The following is a 19,362-nucleotide window of genomic DNA, read 5'->3' as shown; positions in this document are numbered from 1 at the left end:
GTATCCCAAAGTTAAATACTCATTTCTTTTCAAGTATTTACCGCATGCAACATGGTACTAAATGTAGGTTACAAATGAATTAATGCCGGGTAATTTAAACCTGTTATTACCTTATTTCCTATTTAAAATATGCGTGCTAAAAAATGCAAGGGTGCGTTGCCAAGCATCATTGGCGGCTTCTGAGTTGTAATTGTGCCATGTGTCGTTAAAGAAAGCGTGGTCGGCATCTTCATATACCTTTACATCGTGCGGAATACCAAATTCTTTCAACTTCTTTTCAAGTTTCAAGCCCTGTTTGGCAAAAAACTCATCTTTGCTGCCATAACTTGCCATTACCGGGCAAGCCTGCGCCACCGAATCTAACGGACGCGGGTTCATACCATAGAAGGCGCTTACCGCTTTTAGTTGCTTGCTGCTGACTGCAAAAGCCAGCGCGTAGCCCCCGCCCATACAAAAGCCGATAACCCCTAATTTTTCGGGGCTAACAACGGGCAGGCTTTTGAGCCAATTTACCGCTTCATCCAGCGCGCCCATATGGGCGGTTTTACGGGCGCTAATAATCATCCCTGCTACCGTTTTGAAAATGCAGAGTTGCCGAATATTTTCTTTTGAGTACAAATCAACTGCCAGCGCAACGTAACCCTCACGCGCAAAACGCCGAGCAATATCCCGAATGTTTTCATTTAAGCCAAAAATCTCATGAATAATCAAAACACCGGGCAGGTTTTCGCCGCTTTGGGGACGCGCCAAATAAGCCTCATAAACTCCGGCTTTTACGTCTTCGGTAATCAGTTCTTCCTGTTCGTGCATAGCGCTTGCCTCTATTCTTGAGCTAAAATTGGTCGGAATTTATTTGTCGCGGTTATTGTATCAAAGATACGAAGTAGTGTTTGAAATAGCAGGTCTGCTAATGCTGGCGAACTATAGATATTCAGGAAAAGATTTAGAAAAAAGACTTGACAGAAAGGCACAAAAAAAGCATACCGCACTTGCTCACAATGACCAAAAAGTAAACAAATGAGATAAATCTTGGGGATAAGAATACAATAGAAATTAGCTTTGGGCTGCTATTTCTGAGACTTCCTCATAGATATGTTCGTTCTCGCTAGGTTCATAACTAACCCATTTGTTCGCCCAATCTTGGAGCGCATCTAATACTTGCTCCATTGAGCGACCTTTAGGGGTTAGCATATACTCGATTCGAACGGGGGAGTCGGGATGAACAAGGCGTTCTAACAAACCTTCTGTTTCCAGTTCGCGGAGTCGTTCGGTTAGAACCCGATCGCTGACAGTACCCACGATTTTCAACAGTTCATTGAAGCGCAAAGAACCATCCATTAGAGCCTTAATAATAAGTCCAGTCCAACGTTTTCCTAATATAGAAATGGCTTTTTCATATTTAGGGCAAATATGTACATGCTCTGCTGCGTTTATTTTCTGAGTCATAGTATTACCGCTGATCTACTTCAGAACCTTTTTATACAACCTACTTTATACAAGTGAAGATATTTTAGCAACAAAAACCGCTTAAAGCAATAATTTGATAATAGAATGTCGCTTTGCATCTGCTATATAAAGATTACCATCCTTGCCAATCGCTAAACCCACCGGATTTAAAAGGGCGCTATCGTTTATAATTGCTATCTCATGGTCATCTTTCCCAATACGATAAATTGTAGCATTGGCTGAATCGCTGATGTAGGCATTTCCTACTTTATCCAACGTTATATACGGCTCGCTAAGTGGTTGTTCGTGCCAGTAGGGAATTGTAATTTCACTTAGATATTTGCCATCCAAATCAAGAACCTGAACTCGCTTGTTGCGTAGGTCAGTAACATACACTTTACCATCGTCGGATACTGCCACGCTGGTAGGTTCATTGAACTGACCGGGTTCTGTGCCGGACGTACCAAATTGCCTAAGTGGGATTCCATTTTTATCGAAAACCACGATTCGGCGGTTTCCGGTATCTGCCACATAGAGTTCTTTGCGGTTACGGTCATAAAAGAGTCCACGCGGACCGTAAAAGCCTTTGGGATTTCGAAGAGCTTGCGCGGGGTCGTTGCGCGAATCCAAACCCTCTCCCCATTTGAGCAGGAAATTGCCGTTAGCGTCAAACTTCTCAATTCTGTAGCCCCATGTATCGGCTACATAAATATTTCCGTCCTCATCTACAGCAATACCACCGGGACCGCCATCGTTCTGTCCATTGGTAGTAGGCGCACCGGTACTCAACTGAATCAGTGTGAATTGCCCATCGCCAGCACCAGCTTTCCCGAATTTAGAGAGAAATTTCCCATCTGCGGAGAAACGCTGAACCCGCCCATTCCCGCTATCCAGCACCAGAAAATCGCCATTGGGTGCGACTGTAAGGGTGCGCGGCAAACGGTATTGCCCATTATTCGTTCCGGCTTGTTTGGAGGCGGTCATATCGAAAACGCCGCTTGTTGCCGTTTCGGTTGGTTGAGGGCTTGCCGTAGCAGGGGTGGTACTGCTTACTAGCGGCAAATCAGGCTCAAGCTCATTGCGAATGTAATACACCATATTCACTTGACCGGGGGTTGTTGCTAATTCCCGGTACATAATGTAGCGCCACATTTGACCGACGCTGGGCTGTTTGGTGAAAGTGTTCCATAGCTTACCCCAGTCAGTGTTCTGAATTTTTTTCTTATCCAATTCAGGAGTGGTACTTTCCAGTGGGGCTTTGCCTATACTTCCGTAACCGTTATCATCTTCAGGAAACCACCAGCGAAAACGAATCTGGTATCGGGTATATTGACCTTTTAGCGCAGCCTGAAGTTTGGGTTGGTCTTCCGATAGCTGAATCGCAATTACCGCATAAGGATTGCCGCGACTGTCTTTTAAGGGCAACGCTACAACATCGGGTTGAGTGGCATCATCATTGGGAGTAAAATAACCCACGTTGTTATAGCTTCGCAAATACCAAACCAGCGGCCACGACACCTCATTTGAAACTAGGATAGGCAAACCTTTTATACCGGCAGGGTCAGGGGCTTGTGTGGTTGTGCCGGGCGTAGGAGGTGTAATACGGAATTGGTCGCGGGCATCTCGCGCCAGTTTCTCCAATCGTTTGGTGAAAAGTACCACGTCCGGCGCAGTTTGCACCTGCACTAACGGTTCTACTGCAATATCTGGGTGGTCATAAGTAGCCCCAATGCTGGACTTTAACCCATAGCCACCGAGCGTTAAAACCACGAGAGTTAAGATTACCGCCCGCATAGTTTTACCTGTAACACGCCCGCTACGCCAAAGTTTCAGCGAGAAATAGAATAAAAGCGTCAGCACAATCAGTACCAATATAGTTTCTAGGGTACGGTAAAGGCGTGCGCTTTCTATGGTTGTGCCATCTGGTGGGACAATGGTAATACCTAATTCCCCGATGCCGATAAGTTGCCCGATTATCACTGCTACGCCCGCAAACATTAGGATGAAAAGCGCCCCGAATAGTAAGCCCTGCGAAGGTTTGACCACGCTACGCCAGTCAACCCGTTGCGCCGTTCGTTGCACTAATACACTTGCGGCGAGGATAGCAGGTAAAGTAACCTGCATATTAAGCCATGGTACTTTTTCTCCGGCGATTGAATACAGCACCATTGCCAACGCGCTCCACCATAGCGTATAACCTGCGAACAATCCCTTTACACTGAATATAGGTTGTCCTTTGCTCATAGCGCGTCTGAACCACGCCACCGGAATTATAACCAGTGCGACTAGGCTTAACAGAAAAGGCAAAGTTTCATACAACATCATCAACAGCGGGTAATAGAACCAAGGTTGGTCGAGGCGGCGGCTATTATGTACGCTCGCCCAATATTCCACGCCTCGATAGATGCCATCAGCAAGACCCGGAATATAGGTAAAGAAGTTTCCAAATAAAGGTATATATAGTAGAGCAAAGGCGATAAAGAAAGCGGCGATGGCTTTTGGGTGGCGGAAAATGCGGATTGCTCCACGCAACGCTGCGCTACCGGCAAATTTGTCGTCCTCTGCTACGTCCGCCAGCGAAACCAACCAACCCGCAACCAATCCCAACGCGATGCCAAGTAACGCGCCGTTGAAGACATACGCCAGCCACTTATCTACTTCTGGTCCTATTAGCAAAAGATTCCCTTTTGGTATGCCGTTATTAGGCAGGATAGGGTTTTTTGACATAAGCGCAAAGCGTAGGCTTACAAGTGTAGCAAGCAGTAAAGTTCCGGCGAAGGTATAAGAAAAGCCAAACCAACCTGCCTTAGTATAAATCAGCAGAGCTTTCCACCACGAGCGTGTGGCATGCGCGGGAATTTCTTGCTCTACGGACGGTTCGGCAGTGAGCGGTTCAAGTATATGGACTTCTTCAGAAACTGCTAATTCTTGGGGCGGTATTTCAGGCTCATCCAGTTCGCCATCGGTGATGATAGCGCGTTTAGATTGCTCAGGAAACGGCTTATTTTTGATTTCTTGCAATCGTTCGGTAATACGTTTGGCGATGCGGTTTTTAACCACTTTTGGGAGTGTTACCAATTCCACTACAAATGCCAAACCTAGCCACGTTACAAGAATAACAGTATTTAGGAAAACCATTTCGTGGCTGGCATAGGTGATAGCCAAGCCTAGACCAGCCCATGCCATCCAGAGCCATTTGCGGCTTTGTAGAAAGCGGAAAACGCCTATAGCAAAAAGCAACTCACCGAAAAGCGCAAAAGAGTCATGACGTAGGGAGCGATTGAAATACAGAATAGTTGGGGAAATTAGCACCAGCGTTCCGGCAAACAATGCGCCGAAGCGTCCCAAAAGGGGGCGCAGAAACCAACATATAGCGACAGTGGCTACTCCGAAAAGAGCAGGCATCAAACGGGCGGTTGTTTCGTTATCGCCGCCGAAAAGCATGAAAGATGCGCTGACTAAATAATAGAGCAAAGGGCCATGCCAAGTGGGGTCGTAGCGATAAATAAATGTCCCCTTGAACATATCATAGCTCCACTTTGCATGGATGGATTCATCGTGGTGTATGGCTTTCAGATCAAGTGAAGCCAATCGGCTTGCTATCGCCAGCACAATAATTGCTATCCACAGGATACTTTCCCAGTTAAGCCAGCCAAACGCTAATACTCGGTCTAGGGCGCTTTCCGGCTGTAGCTTTTCTTCGGTATCGCCATCAGATTGTTCAGTGGTATCTATTCTGTTTGCGTAAGATTTCGCCATATCCTGCTTCATGAACGGTCTAACGGTCTTTCAACCAAATTACCATACTGGCGGTAAAACGCCAGAATATCCTTACTGATGTATAAATCAAAATTGAGGCTGCCAATTGGTTGTACCACTTCGCGGAAAACCACATAACGCCACAAACGGGAGAAATCATCTCCCTGCAATTCTTTGCTAACACCTGAAACTAACAGGCTGGTGTTTAGAATCCAGCTATTGCCGCCATTACCGTTGTAGAGTTTATCCAGTAACCCTTTGGTGGAACTCAAGGCTTGCAATTTGTCGGCGTTCATCACTTCGCCTTTAGTCAAGGCGACCTGCCCTTCGTTGTCACGCACTGTAGTTTGGTTGATTTTCCCGGTCAGAAACTCGATTTCCTTATCAGCGACAGGAATAAAGTTGCGATAGGTTTCCTCACCAAACCATGCGCGGAAAGAATAGGTGTATCGTTCATAACGACCGCCAAGTTGTGGTTCTAGCGCGGTACGCTTATCGGTCAAAGCGATAATTATCGGATAAGTTGAGAGCGTATCAATTTCAGAAGATGAAAGCGACTGTGCGCTAAAATCTTTTACAGCCTTACGATTGGTAAAATCCCGCAAGTAAAAATCGAGCGGAGTACGAGTCTCATTGTCATACATAATCGGGGTGCTATAACGCTGCGGTAAGACATTTGCGACAGTGTTAATCTCATTGACCACCCGTGCTACATCCGGCGAAGTCTGGGTATAAACTCCGATTTCCTGTGGAACATCCGCATATACATAAGCATAGGCAAAAGCAGTGTGAAGGGTGAAATATGACATTAAACCAAAGGCTACTAAACCCATCGCGTAAAAGGCTATTCGACTGCCTAGCAATATGCTCCCGCTGATGAGCAGAAATATAGAGAGAATTAGCGGAACCCATAGTAGGGCTTGGCTGCTGCGGGGCTGTGAAATTGCCGGGTTCACATTCACATTCATAGTGATTGTGTAACCAAGCACACCTATGAACAAAAGTAAGCCCGTTAATATCCAGAAGAAATGAACGCTGCGAAATTTGTAAATTACCAGTTCGCGCGATTCTGCTCCACTAAGATATTTATCTATTCCACCAAACATACGTTGGCACAAATAGGCGGTTAAAAGAATCAATGGCAATGCTAGATGCAAAGTTAGCCATGGCATTTTTTCCCCTGCCCAGCTTAAAAAGAAGAAATTCCCAACAGCCCATGTCAGCAAAAATAGAGGGGCAAAATAAGGGTGGGGAAGTCTTTGTCTTTCTCCCGGTAAGAGGCTATTACCCTTGATACTGGAACTGGTTTCACGGACTTGCCAACGTGGGCGTGAAACTGCTTCAGTTACTGTGCCAACCGGTGCGTCCAGTTCGTCATCATTTTCTAATTCGGAGAAGTCGGGCGTTGGGATTAATTCTCGCCGGATTTTACGCCGAGTTCCAAAGCGTACCGTTTGCCAAAGGATGAATATGCCACTGACAGAGCCAAATATCAATGCCAGCGGTTCATATAGAGGCAGGGTAAGCATATAATAATACCAAGGTTGCGAGCCACGCTCTACCCCTTGCTGTGCCATCCAATAGAACAGTGTGGATAATAGCCCAACCTCGCCTTGTGCAGGGCTACTGAAAAAGCCAGTATAAAACGCGCTGTAGATACCGAAAGCCAGCGCGAAGCCTACGCCTACTACTTTCCAGCGCCGCCCCAACCAACCCACCGCATAAGCAACTGTACCCGGTTCATAGGGCATGAAAAGAGCAGTGGAAGCTCTATAGGTTGAATTTACCAACCCCATACGGGCGAAATAATTCCGCCGATTTACCGCTACTTCTCTGAAGGCATAATAGACTAGTATCAGACCAATTACTCCTAGTATCAAGGCAGCCCAGATTAAGGGATGTGACAAAACTTGATACAAATAGGTTTTCAAAGCATCGGGGTTAGGATTATCCGTGGGGATTGGAGGCAATCGATAAAAACCTGCCAGAAAACTAAAACTTGCCAGCGCCGCCAGCAAATATATTCCGATTATGACTAACAAGCGCGGGGCGAGTTGCCAGCAGAGCCAAGCGAATAAAAAGCCGCCAAACAAGGCGAGATAAAAGAAGCTGATTGCTTTAGTGCAAAATAGTAATGCTAAGGAAGCCATTAATAGGTAGAAGTGGGATGGGGCGGGCTTACTAATAAAACGGAATATAAAACCTACCAGCAATAATGAGATTACTGCTACGAAAATATCCTCACGAATAAAGCGGCTGTAATACAGGAATAATGGCGAAATCGCCAGCAGAAAAGATGCGCTCAATGCCCCCCAACGTCCCAACTCACGCCGTATAAGTAGGGGTAGCAGCGCCATTATTACGCCTAGAGCGGCGGCAGGGAAACGCGCCGTTGTTACCGAGTCGCCAAAAAGCCAGAAAGTCGCCGCCGTAACATGATAAAGTAGTGGCCCATGTTTCCAAGGTTCTTGTTCGTAGCCCCCGCCAGTATAATATTGATAGGAATAGTAGGCGTGAACGCCTTCGTCATGGTGTAGGGCGCGGCTATCGAGGTCGGCGAAGCGGGTGAACAGGGCGAAAATAATTATTATGAGATACAGCAATACCTCAAGATTTAGCTTGAAGCCAAAGCCACCAAAGCGGCTGGAATAAAATCGCTTAGAGGGTTGGCGGACTTTAGAATAGCCGCTCTCCAGTTTAGATTTTATGGCAGATTCCGCTGGTAATTCGTCGGTCTGCGTGTAGGGGGGGTTATGCTCGTCTATTGCCATTTTTTGCTTGAGTAATTTTCAAACTCGGTTTCAATTAAAACGTTTTTACTCCAGTATTTGTTTCAGCGGATTTTACTATATAAGTAGAGGCTAGTCCAATTTCTGCTAAAAGTATGGGTTAAAGACAAGGATATAAGGCTTGACATTCTATTCCTGTGAGATATAATAAAATTAACTGGTATATACATCTAGTCCACATAATTAAGAATCGACCCAATACATGGGATTGAATATTTCCAAAACTGGTACTATGCCGCGCTATTACCAACTGCGTGAGATTATCCGAGAACGTATTGTCTCAGGGCAGTGGAAAGAGGATGATGAGATACCATCCGAGCGTGAGCTTTCTGAAAAATATGGTTTAAGCCGTATGACGGTACGGCAATCCCTCTCCGAGTTGGTTAAGGAAGGCTTATTATACCGCAAACAGGGCAGGGGTACTTTCGTTTCACGCCCTAAAATTACTCAGCAATTGATACGTTTGACCGGGTTTACCCAAGATATGCAAACCCGCTCTCAGCGTCCCGGCGCAAAGGTGTTAAGCGCAGAAATGTATGTTGCTGACCAGATTGTGGCGGATAAGTTGCGGATAAATCTAGGTCGTCAGGTTTTTAAACTACGAAGGTTGCGCCTTGCCGATGGTGAGCCATTGGCGGTGGAGTTAGCCTATATCAGCTTTATCGGCTGTGAGAAGTTGCTGGAAGAAGATTTTGAGCGCGATTCATTGTACCAAGTTCTTGAAACCAAATACGGATTGCTACCACTTGAGGCGGAACAGGAACTAGAAGCGGGTATCGCCAGAGAAGCGGAATGCCGTTTGCTCAATATTGCGCCCGGTAGCCCGGTGTTATTGATTCGCCGGTTTACTTATACCGAACGCGCTCAACCGTTTGAATACGCTGAGTCGGTTTATCGGGGCGATAAGTACAAGTTTTATGCTCGCTTGGTAAGGGAATGACTGTTAGAAGTGGGCTAGATGCGCTAGATGCGCCAATGGTGCAAGGCAAGCGGCTTGGCTTGGTTACTAACCAGACCGGAGTTGATTGCAATTTACGCCGCTCTGCCGAAGTAATAACCGCGCTCGGCGGGAAAATAGCCGCTATTTTTGGTCCTGAACACGGCTATTATGGGCTAGAACAGGATGCGCTGCCGGTAACGGGGCAAGAATTTGATTGCTTTAGCGGTGCGCCTATGTATAGCTTGTATCGTCAGCACGATTATGAATTGGGGAGCGTTACCGACCCGTTTGCGCCACCTTCTGGAAGTTTGGAGGGGTTGGATGCGCTGATTTTCGATATTCAGGACGTGGGAACGCGCTATTACACCTACCCGACTACTTTAGGGATTTTGATGGAGCAAGTGGCGTTGCCGCTGTTGGTGATTGACCGCCCTAATCCGTTGAGTGGCGCTATAGTAGAAGGACCGCTTTTGGAAGAGCAGTTTAGCTCTTTTGTAGGACGCTATCCGCTACCTGTGAGACATGGACTGACCATAGGAGAGTGGGCTTTTCTGGTCAATGCGCTGTATCTGAAGAGTAAGGCGCAATTGGCGTTGGTCAGAATGAAAGGGTGGCAGCGAGGTATGCTCTTTGCTGATACCGGGCTTCCGTGGGTAATGCCCTCGCCCAATCTGCCTACACCGGATACTGCACTGCTTTACCCGGGTACTTGTTTGCTGGAAGGTATAAATGTATCAACCGGGCGCGGCACTACTAGACCTTTTGAAATCTTTGGAGCGCCATGGGTTGACCCACTTTTGCTGGCACGGGAATTAAATTCCCGCAATTTAGCTGGGTTATATTTCAGGGAAACCTATTTCAAACCAACCTTTGACCGTTTTGCGGGGCAAGTATGCGGAGGTGTACAGGCTCATCTGACAAAGAGCAACGCCTTTGTACAGATAGTACGAGCGGGGTTGGAGATAATCGCCGCATTATTACGACTTTACCCGACCTATTTTGAATGGCAACCCGCGCACTTTGACAGGCTAATCGGCAGTGAAAAACCGCGTTTAGTTTTGAATAAAAGCGCCGGAGATTTTTCAGCTTTGCGCCTACTCTTTCAAGAGTGGGAAGAACAAGAACAATCCTTTATTGCGCTTCGGCGCAACTTTCTGGTTTATTAACCAAATCTAGAGCATCTTGACAATGCTGTATGGTGTCTTGTTGTTGACAAATTATCTCTTAAGGAGGGGAAAATGACCAAACGTTTGTTCCCGCAGTATCAACGCTTCGGGCTGTTTATGGCGATGGCGTTGTTTATGACTCTAATGCTGGCTGCTTGCGGTGATAATACCGCGACCCCAGTTCCGGCAACTACCGCCGCCGCTACCAAAGCTGCAACTACCGCTGCGGCTACTACTACAAGTGCGGCTACTACAAGTGCGGCTGCAACTACTGCTGTTGCCACAACCGCAGGCGCAACTACCGCTGCGACTGCTGGTGGCGCGTCTGTTAGCAAGAGCGGTTTCAAGGGTACTTTGAGCTACTGGGCGTTGGGTTATGCACCGGGCGCGAACACCGGTTTCAGCAAATCCACCGATGCTGCCGTAGCCGCTTTCACAAAAGCCAATCCTGATATTAAAGTGGAAGTGGTTGGTTATACCGCTGACCAAGCCGGTTTTGCCAAAATCGTAAACGCGGTACAGGCTGGTTCTGGCGTGGATGCTTTCCGCATTCCTAACGACAGCCTTCCGGTACTGGTAAAGCAGGGCGCGGTTGCCCCGATTGATGAATATATTACCGATGCAGATCGCTCCGATATTCTGCCCGGTTTGCTCGATACCGTGAAATTTGACGGCAAGTATTATGCTTGGCCCTTGTGGGTTCCTCCGGTTGCTATGTATCTGAACGTGGATATTTTCAAGGAAAAAGGCGTAGATTTGCCTAAAGAAGGCTGGACTTATGACCAATTCGTTGAAATTGCCAAGAAGCTAACTTTCACCCGCGCAAACGGTGAGAAGGTTTATGGCTATAGCGCTCTGGTTGACCCCGGTCTAGTTGACACTTGGCCCTTCATCTTGTCTGATGGCGCTCGCCCGCTTTCCGCCGACAATACCAAGTACACTTTCAATACACCTGAAGGTATTAGCGGCTTGAAGAAGGTAACTGATTTGGCTTTGGTACACAAAGTAACTCCGCCTGACTTCGGCACTCAGAAATTGGATGATATTTTGACCGCGATGCAGAAGAAATTGCAAGCGATGTGGAGCCGCCCCAGCGGTGACTCTGCTACCCTCAAGGCGAATGGATTGAACTTCCAGATTATCCATATGCCTATCGGTAAGAGCGGCAAGGCGGTATCGGCTGGCGGTATCGGCTTAATTGCAGTAGCCGCTAACAAGGATAAAGCTCGCCTTTCTGCCAGCATGGATTTGGTCAAGTATTTGACTAGCGCTGGAGTTGAGAAAGACGTGCCGGGCTATTATCTGGCGCCTGCCGCACGCAAAGCTGTGACTGTACAGGAGCCATTCAGCTTCTTTGCTCCGATTGCGCCCACCGCTTGGATTACGCCTAGCCTTCCGGCTTGGACTCAAATCCGCACGCTGATTCACCCGAATTTGCAAAACGCTATTTTCGGTAAGATGACGGCGGAGGATGCGCTTGGTCAACCAACTGTTGAAGTCAATAAGCTTTTGGCTGCTCAGTAATTTCATCTAATCTCTTCTCGCGAATTTAGTAATCAAACCCATATCTCCTCTTATGCAGGGGAGATATGGGCTTTAAGTGACAGGCTGGTAATGCACCGATGGCACAATTTGATGTAGGTAAAATTCCGGTTCGTCAGGTCAGTACGGGACAACGCATCGTGCTGTTCTTTAGAAAAAATAGTTGGGGCTATGCTTTTGTATTGCCCAGCATGCTAACTTTTGCTATTTTTACGTTTTTTCCGGTGATTTGGTCTTTCATTATTAGCTTTCAGGATTTCAGACCGCGCGGTGGCACTACGTGGAACGGCTTTGACAATTACGTAAAAGCTTTCACTACCCAGAATAATGTCTTTGTTACTGCTCTTAAGAATACTGCTTATTATGCTATTCTTACTGTTACCGCCAATATATTAATTGCTTTGATACTTGCCAGCCTGATTCAGCCGTTGAATAAGTATGCCCAAACTTTTTTCCGGGCAGCCTATTACCTACCAGCCGTAACTAGCGCGGTCATAATCGCCGTGATATGGCGCTGGATGTTCAATACTCAGTGGGGCTTTCTGAACTACCTGTTGAGCTTGTTTGGCGCAGACGCGGTGCGCTGGCTCTCCGACCCCGATATAGCGTTGAACAGTATCGTACTTTCCACCGTTTTTACTGCTCCTGCTACGGGCGTGGTGTTATTCAGCGCGGCAATGGGCAGCGTTCCCAAAGATTTGTATGAAGCGGCAGAACTTGAAGGGGCGGGTCCTGTGCGAAAATGGTGGAGCATTACTCTACCCTTGATTAAATCAACTACTTTGTATGTGGTGGTGCTGTACACAATTGCCAGCTTTGAAGTTTTTGAAAAAGTGTATGTAATGGTTCCAAGCGGTGTGGGCGATAGTACCCAGACAATCGTGACCCAAATTTACCAAATGCTTTATAGCAATCTGAATTACGGGGTGGCTTCGGCTCAGGCGATTGTGCTGTTTCTGATTATTGCCACTATTTCGGTGTTCCAGTTCAAGTTCTTGCGAAGCGATGTGGAGTATTAAAATGGCGGCAGAATTGGTTAATGTAAAAGGTAGGACAAAAGCGGTTTCGAGCATTTGGTGGAAAGTGCCGCTTTGGCTGGCATTGATTATTACCACTATAATCTCGCTGTTTCCAATGTACTGGCTTTTTGTGACGGCTTTGACTCCTACAAAAGATACCATTAAAATCCCACCTGATATTATCCCGGTGAACGCCAGCCTAGATAATTTCAACCGTCTATTCTCGCAAGCTAAATATTACTCGAATTGGGCTATAAACAGCTTTGTTATAACCATCACGATTACCGTATTCCATGTGGCGTTTGATACCTTATCCGGCTATGCTTTTGCCAAGAAAAAGTTTTTCGGGCGCAACGTGTTGTTTTGGTTGGTTCTCAGCACCTTGATGATACCACCGCATGTGACGCTTACCCCGCTCTACTTTGTAGTGCAGAACTTTGGGCTGCGGGATAATTTACTGGCAGTTATTATGCCCGGTACCGCTAGTGTTTTTGGTATCTTTCTGATGCGTCAGTTTATTCAGACATTGCCGACCGAATTGGAAGAGGCAGGACGTATAGATGGATGCAGCGAATGGGGCGTGTTCTGGCGTATTATTGCGCCGTTAAGCAAACCCGCTATCGGTGCGCTGGCAATTTTCACCTTTGTGCGCTACTGGAATGACTACTTGTGGCCCTCGATGGTATTGATTAAAGCGCCTTCTCAGACTTTGCCGGTGGGAGTAGCCAGTCTGCAAACCGAGTTTTCAACCGATTACGGTTTGATTTTCTCCGGTGCGTCTCTTGCTGCTCTACCCATGATTATTTTCTTTTTGCTATTCCAGCGCTACTTCCTAGAAGGGGTACGCATGGGCGCGTTAAAAGGTTAACCAAATGGAACTAAACGCCAGAGTAATCGGTTTGATGAGTGGTACTAGCGTGGATGGAATTGATGCCGCTTTGGTGGAGTTCCATGAGAATGAGACCGGAGAGTTAGGTTTTAAGGTACTCGGTCACTATGAACATTCTCTGGAAGCGAGTTTAAGGAAATTGACGCTGGATGCTTGCGCTTCAAAAACCACTACCCAAGAATTGTGCATGCTAAACTTTGCGCTGGGCGAGGCTTTTGCCGAAGCGGTTAACAATCTTTTAGAAAAACTTGGTATGAAAGCGAGCGAAGTTGACCTAATCGCTTCCCATGGGCAAACCGTCTGGCATCAAGTAGAACCTAATAGGCCGCTTTCTACTCTCCAAATTGCCGAACCAGCGGTAATTGCGGCGAGAACAGGCATTACCACCTCATCAAATTTCAGAGTGGCAGATGTGGCGGCAAATGGGCAAGGTGCGCCTTTAGCTTCGTTCTTCGATTACGTCTTTTTCTCTGACAAGCACAAAACCCGCGCCTTGCAAAACATCGGCGGCATCGGCAATGTTACTTTCTTGCCTGCGGGAGGCGGACATAAAAGCGCGACCGCTTTTGATACAGGACCCGGTAATGTGCTAATTGATTTCGCCGCCGCTTATTATTCATCTGGGACATTGAGTTATGATATTGATGGGCAGATAGGGGCAAGCGGTAAGATTGATTATGAGTGGCTGGAAAAGTTGCTGGCACACCCTTTCTATGCAATGCAACCGCCCAAATCCACCGGGCGCGAATTGTTCAGCGAAAGTTACTGGCTGCAATTAAAAGAGGAAGCGACTGAGCGCAACCTGAGCGGCGCGGATGTTATTGCTACCCTTACCGCGCTTACCGCCCATAGCATCGCGTTGTCGGTGCAGCGTTTCGCACCGGAAGGTGGCTTGGCTGAGCTTATCGTAAGCGGAGGCGGGGGGCGCAACCCCTTTCTGATGAGGCTTTTAGACGAGTCGTTAGGTGGGAAAGTAGCAGTAAGACTACACGATGAGTTTGGGCTACCCGCTAAGCAAAAAGAAGCGGCTTTCTTTGCCCTTTTTGGCTACGAGCTTTTGCGTGGAAGACCTGCCAATTTACCGGCATGTACTGGAGCAACCCACCCTGTTATATTGGGTCAGCTTACGCCGGGGCAAAATTTTTCCGCTTTGCTTGCGCGTTTTGCGGTTACTATGCTACCCACACCGTCAGCGCCATTACAACATTTATATTTGCTGCCCTTGCAATAAAGAAAAATTGAAATTGACATAAATTTGCCCACTTTTCCTATTGCAATCTTTTGTTAAAATAGACATAATATATGCAGATTAACATAACCAAAATTATGTGCTTACTATATTATTAAAAAAGGTACTAAGTGGGGTAACCTATTCCTCCTGTAATTGACAAACGGAAAGGAAAAGGGGCAGATTTATGAGAAGGCGTGGACCGCTAGTTCTACTCTTGATACTCTTGATTGGTCTGGTGGCGGCAGGCGCTATTTTCCTGCTTCTTCGCAGTAGCCAGAATAATAACCCGACTCCAGATGCTGGAGTGGTTGCTACTACCTTACCGGGTGGTGCAACAGCCGTGACTCCCGGCGCAGGCTTGCCTACAACTGCGGCAGGTCCGACTCCCACCCCTGTTACAGCTAACGTAAAAGTGGTAGTGGTAACTCGCAACCTGTCAGCCGGAACTCAGCTATTGCCGGATGATTTGGATACGATTGATAAGTCACGGGCAGAATTTGACCCAGATAATGACCTTATCAGCAAAGAACAGGCTTATGGGCGTATCATCAAAAACCCGATACTTGCGCGACAGCAATTGAAACGCGGCGATTTGGTGGATGGCAACTTCTCTGCCTATATGAAACAACTGGTATCTGAGAAGCGCTTAGAACCCGGCAAGAAAGCCTTTGCCTATGCCACCAATGACCTCTCGGCTGCTGCCGGCTTGATTGCGGAAGGCGATTTGGTGGATGTAATCGCTACTTACGTGTTTGAGCGCAAAGGCGATGAAAACAACGCAGTTACCAATACCTCTTATTCTGAAAACAACCAAGGTAACCAGACTAATGCACAATTGAATCAAACTTCTAGTCGTCCAATTATCTTGGAAATCAGCACTAAAACCGTGTTGCAAAACGTTCGTATTCTGAAAGTAATTCGCTTTGGACCTCCGCTTGAACCGTATAGGGGTGATGCCATACGTTCTACTCCTACTGCTGGTATGGGTATAGATCAGGGTCCAGCGCCACAGCCTACTTCAATTGCGGTAGGTCCCGGTACGCCTACTCCGATGCCGACAGCTCCGCCTTACGAGGAAAGCGGTAGGCAATTCGGCACTACTATGATTTTGGTGTTAGCGGTGACCGACCAAGAAGCCGAAGTGTTAAAGTTCACCCGTGAAGCGCGGGTGGCGCTTTCAACTTCGGTTTTAGCTGGTATAAACGGAGCGAAACCCGAAATACAGGCTCAGGTTAGCGCTGACCGCAATATTTTGGCGACTATTCCGGTGGTTCATTTCACTTTGCGCTCTCGCCCACAAGACCCGACAAACCCGCAAGACCCTTCTATCACCATTGATAAAACCAGCGGTGTGACTTATAGAACACTGGTCAGGGACTACGGGTTGCCCATTCCAGAGGCAGTCTTTGCTACAAATCTCAACCAGCGATAATAACTGAAAGGGAAGCGGTGGAAACCAATGCTACAGCTTCCCATTTAAAAGTTGAGGAAGTATCGAGGAAAAGCGGAAACGTTATTAAGGGCAGGCGCGAGCAGCATAGCTTCGCCTGTCCTAATGGGTTTAAATGCTAATGGTAAAAAAGTCACATAGGCAAGTGTCTGAAAAGCAAATCTATTGCTTTGGAATATTAAAGGCGCTAAAATTTCACTTAAGGCTACAAAACCCTTTTTAATTTTTAAGGGGAATTTTTGTTGTGTTTTGCTGGGGACCTTGCTTAAGACCTCAATTGAGCAAGAGCGTGTAGATCAGCCAAATAAATTTTTTAAGGGAAACTACTAATGAGTGACTCGCAACAGAAAATACGTCTGTTGGTGGTTGACGATATAGTCGAAACTCGCAATAACCTAATCAATCTGCTCTATTTTGAGAAGGATATTGAGGTAATCGGGTCTGCAACCAGCGGTATTGAAGGTATTGAAACAGCCAAGAAGCTCCAGCCTGATATAGTTCTAATGGATATAAATATGCCGGATATGGACGGCATAACCGCAACAGAGCGCATCAAGCAAACCTTGCCAAACATAGCAGTAATAATGATGTCGGTTCAAGGTGAGCAGGATTACCTGCGAAGGGCGATGCGGGCAGGCGCAAGCGAGTTTTTGGTAAAGCCCTTCTCCGGTGATGAGTTAATCGGCAGTATTAGGCACGTTTACAGTAGCGAAGTCTCGCGCCGCCGCTTCCCAACTGCGCCTATTTATCCGGTAGCCGGAACGCCAAGCGCGGATGGCGGCTCTCAAGAAGAACTGGGTAAGGTAATCAGTATTTTCAGCCCTAAAGGTGGCGTTGGTCGCACCGTTATCATTTCTAATCTGGCGGTAGCAGTCAAACAAATTAGCAAAAAGCGTGTCGCGCTGGTTGATGGTAGCCTTTTCTTTGGTGATGTCAGTATGATGCTCGACGTGCGCCCCGTGAAAACCATCAGCGATTTGCAAGGTAGGGCTGACCAATTAGACTCTCAATTGCTTAATGATGTGATGATGTCACATAGCAGTCAGGTAAGGGTATTGCTTGCTCCGCCTAAACCCGATCAAGCCGAATTGATTACCGCTGATGAAATTACTCGCATTTTACAAGAATTAAGGCGCAATTTCGATTATATTTTTGTGGATACTTTTCCTTCACTAAAGGATGAAACCCAACTGGCGATTCTTGACACTAGTGATACAATCCTTACGATTATGACACTGGAAATGCCCGCAATTAAAGATATACGCCTTTTTCTTGAAGTCGCCGAGATTCTTGAATATTCGCGAGACAAAATTGTACTGGTGCTAAACCGGGTTGATTCGAAACATGGCTTGAAAATAGAAAGCATTGAGTCTACGATTCAGCATCCGGTAGCTGCCACAATACCAAGCAGTGGCATTACTGTGACTCTTTCTATAAATCAGGGTACGCCCCTAGTGTTAGACGACCCTAATAATCCTTTTTCAAAAGGCATTGAGGCTATAGCTCATCGTGTTATTGATCAGACTCTCAATGTTCGAGCGGATAAGGCGGCAGCTAAAAATGGCGCTATAGCTCCGAAACGTGGCTTATTCGGTTTATTTAGCGGAAAAAAATAACACTCCTAATAACTCTCGATTTTGAGTCAAATGAAGTTGTTAAAGGTCTTTATGAGGTGGTTCAGTGTTACTAAGGCGTATTGGTATTGGAGATAACAATGATAAAGGCACTTCGGGGAACACTGGTAGCGCTTCCACACCTTCGAGCAATAGTGCGACTCCAGTTCAGCAAGAACAAAAATCAGCCTCTAGGTTTGATCGTACTGCCGTTGTACAGGATTCAAAACAGGATAAGATAACCTACGAGCTTAAGGGTAAGGTTCAGGAACGTTTGGTGGCTGAACTGGAGCGCCGAAAGATTTCGCCTACAGAGGAACGCCAAGTAAGAACGATTACCGATGATATTTTCCAAGAAGTGTTACTTGAAACGCAGGGTGTTACATTAAGCCGGGCTGAAAAATCCCTGCTTCTGGATGTAATCCTTGCTGAGATTTTAGGCTATGGTCCTCTGGAAATTTTGCTAAGAGATGAAACCGTTAGTGAAGTAATGATAAATGGGCCCAAATCGGTTTATGTTGAGCGCAAAGGTAAGTTGGTTAAAAGCGAGGTAAAGTTCAAGGACGACCAACATTTGATGCGTATTATTGAGCGTATCGTTTCCCCGATTGGTCGGCGTGTTGATGAAAGCTCGCCAATGGTAGATGCGCGTTTGCCCGATGGTAGCCGTGTTAACATTATTATTCCGCCTCTTTCACTAATAGGACCGGTAGTTACCATCCGAAAATTTAGCAAAAAGCCTTTAACAATTGAAGACTTGGTGCGTTATGGCTCTTTGACTACACGTATTGCCGATTTCTTAAGAGCAGCAGTGTTGTCACGCATGAATATAGTAGTGTCAGGTGGTACTGGTTCAGGTAAAACGACGCTATTGAATGTGCTTTCAGGTTTTATTCCAGATGATGAACGCATAGTTACAGTGGAAAACGCCGCTGAATTGCAGTTGCGGCAAGATCATGTGATTACACTTGAATCTAAGGCAGCAAATATTGAAGGTAAAGGGGAAGTAACCATACGTGACTTGGTAATTAACTGCCTCCGAATGCGCCCCGACCGAATAGTGGTAGGGGAGTGTCGTAGCGGTGAAACACTGGATATGCTTCAGGCGATGAATACCGGTCATGATGGTTCGCTGACAACTTTGCACGCAAACAGCCCGAAAGATGCTCTGAGTCGTACCGAAACAATGTGCTTAATGGCTGGTATGGATTTGCCGGTACGCGCAATTCGTGAGCAAGTTGCCTCGGCTGTAAATATGATTGTACAGCAGGAGCGTTTAAAGGACGGCACCCGCAAAATTACCAGTATCGCCGAAGTGGATGGCATGGAAGGCGATATTATCAAATTACAGGAAATTTTCCGCTTCGAACAAACAGGCGTGGATGAAAACGGGAAAATTATCGGGCAATTGAAGCCAACCGGAGTTCAACCGCGTTGTGTTGAAAAATTTGAACAACATAACATCTTCTTACCACCTGATACTTTTGGTTCGGCGAGTCAGTTGCGGGCATTCTAATT

The 19,362-nt window shown here is 46.7% G+C and carries 13 protein-coding genes; 9 read left to right on the top strand and 4 right to left on the bottom strand.

From position 1 onward, the window contains the following. Positions 1 to 111: 111 nt before the first annotated feature. The 4 genes from WCK19_RS03965 to WCK19_RS03950 all read right to left on the bottom strand — a co-directional run bounded on the left by WCK19_RS03965 (position 112) and on the right by WCK19_RS03950 (position 7,976). The gene (locus tag WCK19_RS03965; protein WP_342396065.1) at positions 112 to 810 is read right to left on the bottom strand and encodes a dienelactone hydrolase family protein; all 699 of its coding nucleotides are present in this window, start codon (positions 808 to 810) and stop codon (positions 112 to 114) included. A gap of 243 nt (positions 811 to 1,053) precedes the next feature. Then, positions 1,054 to 1,446: a helix-turn-helix domain-containing protein gene (locus WCK19_RS03960; protein WP_342396064.1), complete on the bottom strand. Its 393-nt coding sequence runs from the start codon at positions 1,444 to 1,446 to the stop codon at positions 1,054 to 1,056. 81 nt (positions 1,447 to 1,527) lie between these two features. Further along, the gene (locus tag WCK19_RS03955; RefSeq protein ID WP_342396063.1) at positions 1,528 to 5,205 is read right to left on the bottom strand and encodes a flippase activity-associated protein Agl23; all 3,678 of its coding nucleotides are present in this window, start codon (positions 5,203 to 5,205) and stop codon (positions 1,528 to 1,530) included. Between the two features lie 8 nt (positions 5,206 to 5,213). Continuing rightward, positions 5,214 to 7,976: a flippase activity-associated protein Agl23 gene (locus WCK19_RS03950; RefSeq protein WP_342396062.1), complete on the bottom strand. Its 2,763-nt coding sequence runs from the start codon at positions 7,974 to 7,976 to the stop codon at positions 5,214 to 5,216. A 220-nt stretch (positions 7,977 to 8,196) separates the two neighbouring features. Between WCK19_RS03950 and WCK19_RS03945 the strand changes: the two genes are divergently transcribed. The 9 genes from WCK19_RS03945 (at position 8,197) to WCK19_RS03905 (ending at position 19,360) form a co-directional block, all read left to right on the top strand. Then, the gene (locus WCK19_RS03945) at positions 8,197 to 8,934 is read left to right on the top strand and encodes a GntR family transcriptional regulator (RefSeq protein ID WP_342396061.1); all 738 of its coding nucleotides are present in this window, start codon (positions 8,197 to 8,199) and stop codon (positions 8,932 to 8,934) included. After that, entirely contained in the window at positions 8,931 to 10,100 is a 1,170-nt protein-coding gene (locus tag WCK19_RS03940) for a DUF1343 domain-containing protein (protein ID WP_342396060.1), read from the top strand. Before WCK19_RS03945 ends, WCK19_RS03940 begins: the two co-directional genes overlap by 4 nt. Positions 10,101 to 10,172: 72 nt before the next feature. After that, the gene (locus tag WCK19_RS03935; RefSeq protein WP_342396059.1) at positions 10,173 to 11,624 is read left to right on the top strand and encodes a sugar ABC transporter substrate-binding protein; all 1,452 of its coding nucleotides are present in this window, start codon (positions 10,173 to 10,175) and stop codon (positions 11,622 to 11,624) included. A 98-nt stretch (positions 11,625 to 11,722) separates the two neighbouring features. After that, positions 11,723 to 12,661 carry a sugar ABC transporter permease gene (locus WCK19_RS03930; protein ID WP_342396058.1) on the top strand — a complete coding sequence of 313 codons (939 nt, stop codon included), beginning with the start codon at positions 11,723 to 11,725 and terminating at the stop codon, positions 12,659 to 12,661. 1 nt (position 12,662) lies between these two features. After that, complete coding sequence (locus tag WCK19_RS03925) at positions 12,663 to 13,529, top strand: carbohydrate ABC transporter permease (protein WP_342396057.1); 867 nt, start codon at positions 12,663 to 12,665, stop codon at positions 13,527 to 13,529. 4 nt (positions 13,530 to 13,533) lie between these two features. Then, positions 13,534 to 14,781, top strand: a complete 1,248-nt coding sequence (locus WCK19_RS03920) for an anhydro-N-acetylmuramic acid kinase (RefSeq protein ID WP_342396056.1) — start codon at positions 13,534 to 13,536, stop codon at positions 14,779 to 14,781. Positions 14,782 to 14,965: 184 nt separating this feature from the next. Beyond that, positions 14,966 to 16,213, top strand: coding sequence for a Flp pilus assembly protein CpaB (gene cpaB, locus WCK19_RS03915; protein ID WP_342396055.1), 1,248 nt, complete (start codon positions 14,966 to 14,968; stop codon positions 16,211 to 16,213). A gap of 347 nt (positions 16,214 to 16,560) precedes the next feature. Then, positions 16,561 to 17,847: a response regulator gene (locus WCK19_RS03910; protein WP_342396054.1), complete on the top strand. Its 1,287-nt coding sequence runs from the start codon at positions 16,561 to 16,563 to the stop codon at positions 17,845 to 17,847. Between the two features lie 64 nt (positions 17,848 to 17,911). Continuing rightward, complete coding sequence (locus WCK19_RS03905; protein WP_342396053.1) at positions 17,912 to 19,360, top strand: CpaF family protein; 1,449 nt, start codon at positions 17,912 to 17,914, stop codon at positions 19,358 to 19,360. The last annotated feature ends 2 nt before the right edge of the window (positions 19,361 to 19,362 follow it).

Source organism: Candidatus Chlorohelix sp. (assembly GCF_037138995.1).
Classification (GTDB): Bacteria; Chloroflexota; Chloroflexia; order Chloroheliales; family Chloroheliaceae; genus Chlorohelix.
Note: the sequence above shows the minus strand (reverse complement) of the source record. Positions and strands in the feature narration are given on the sequence as shown.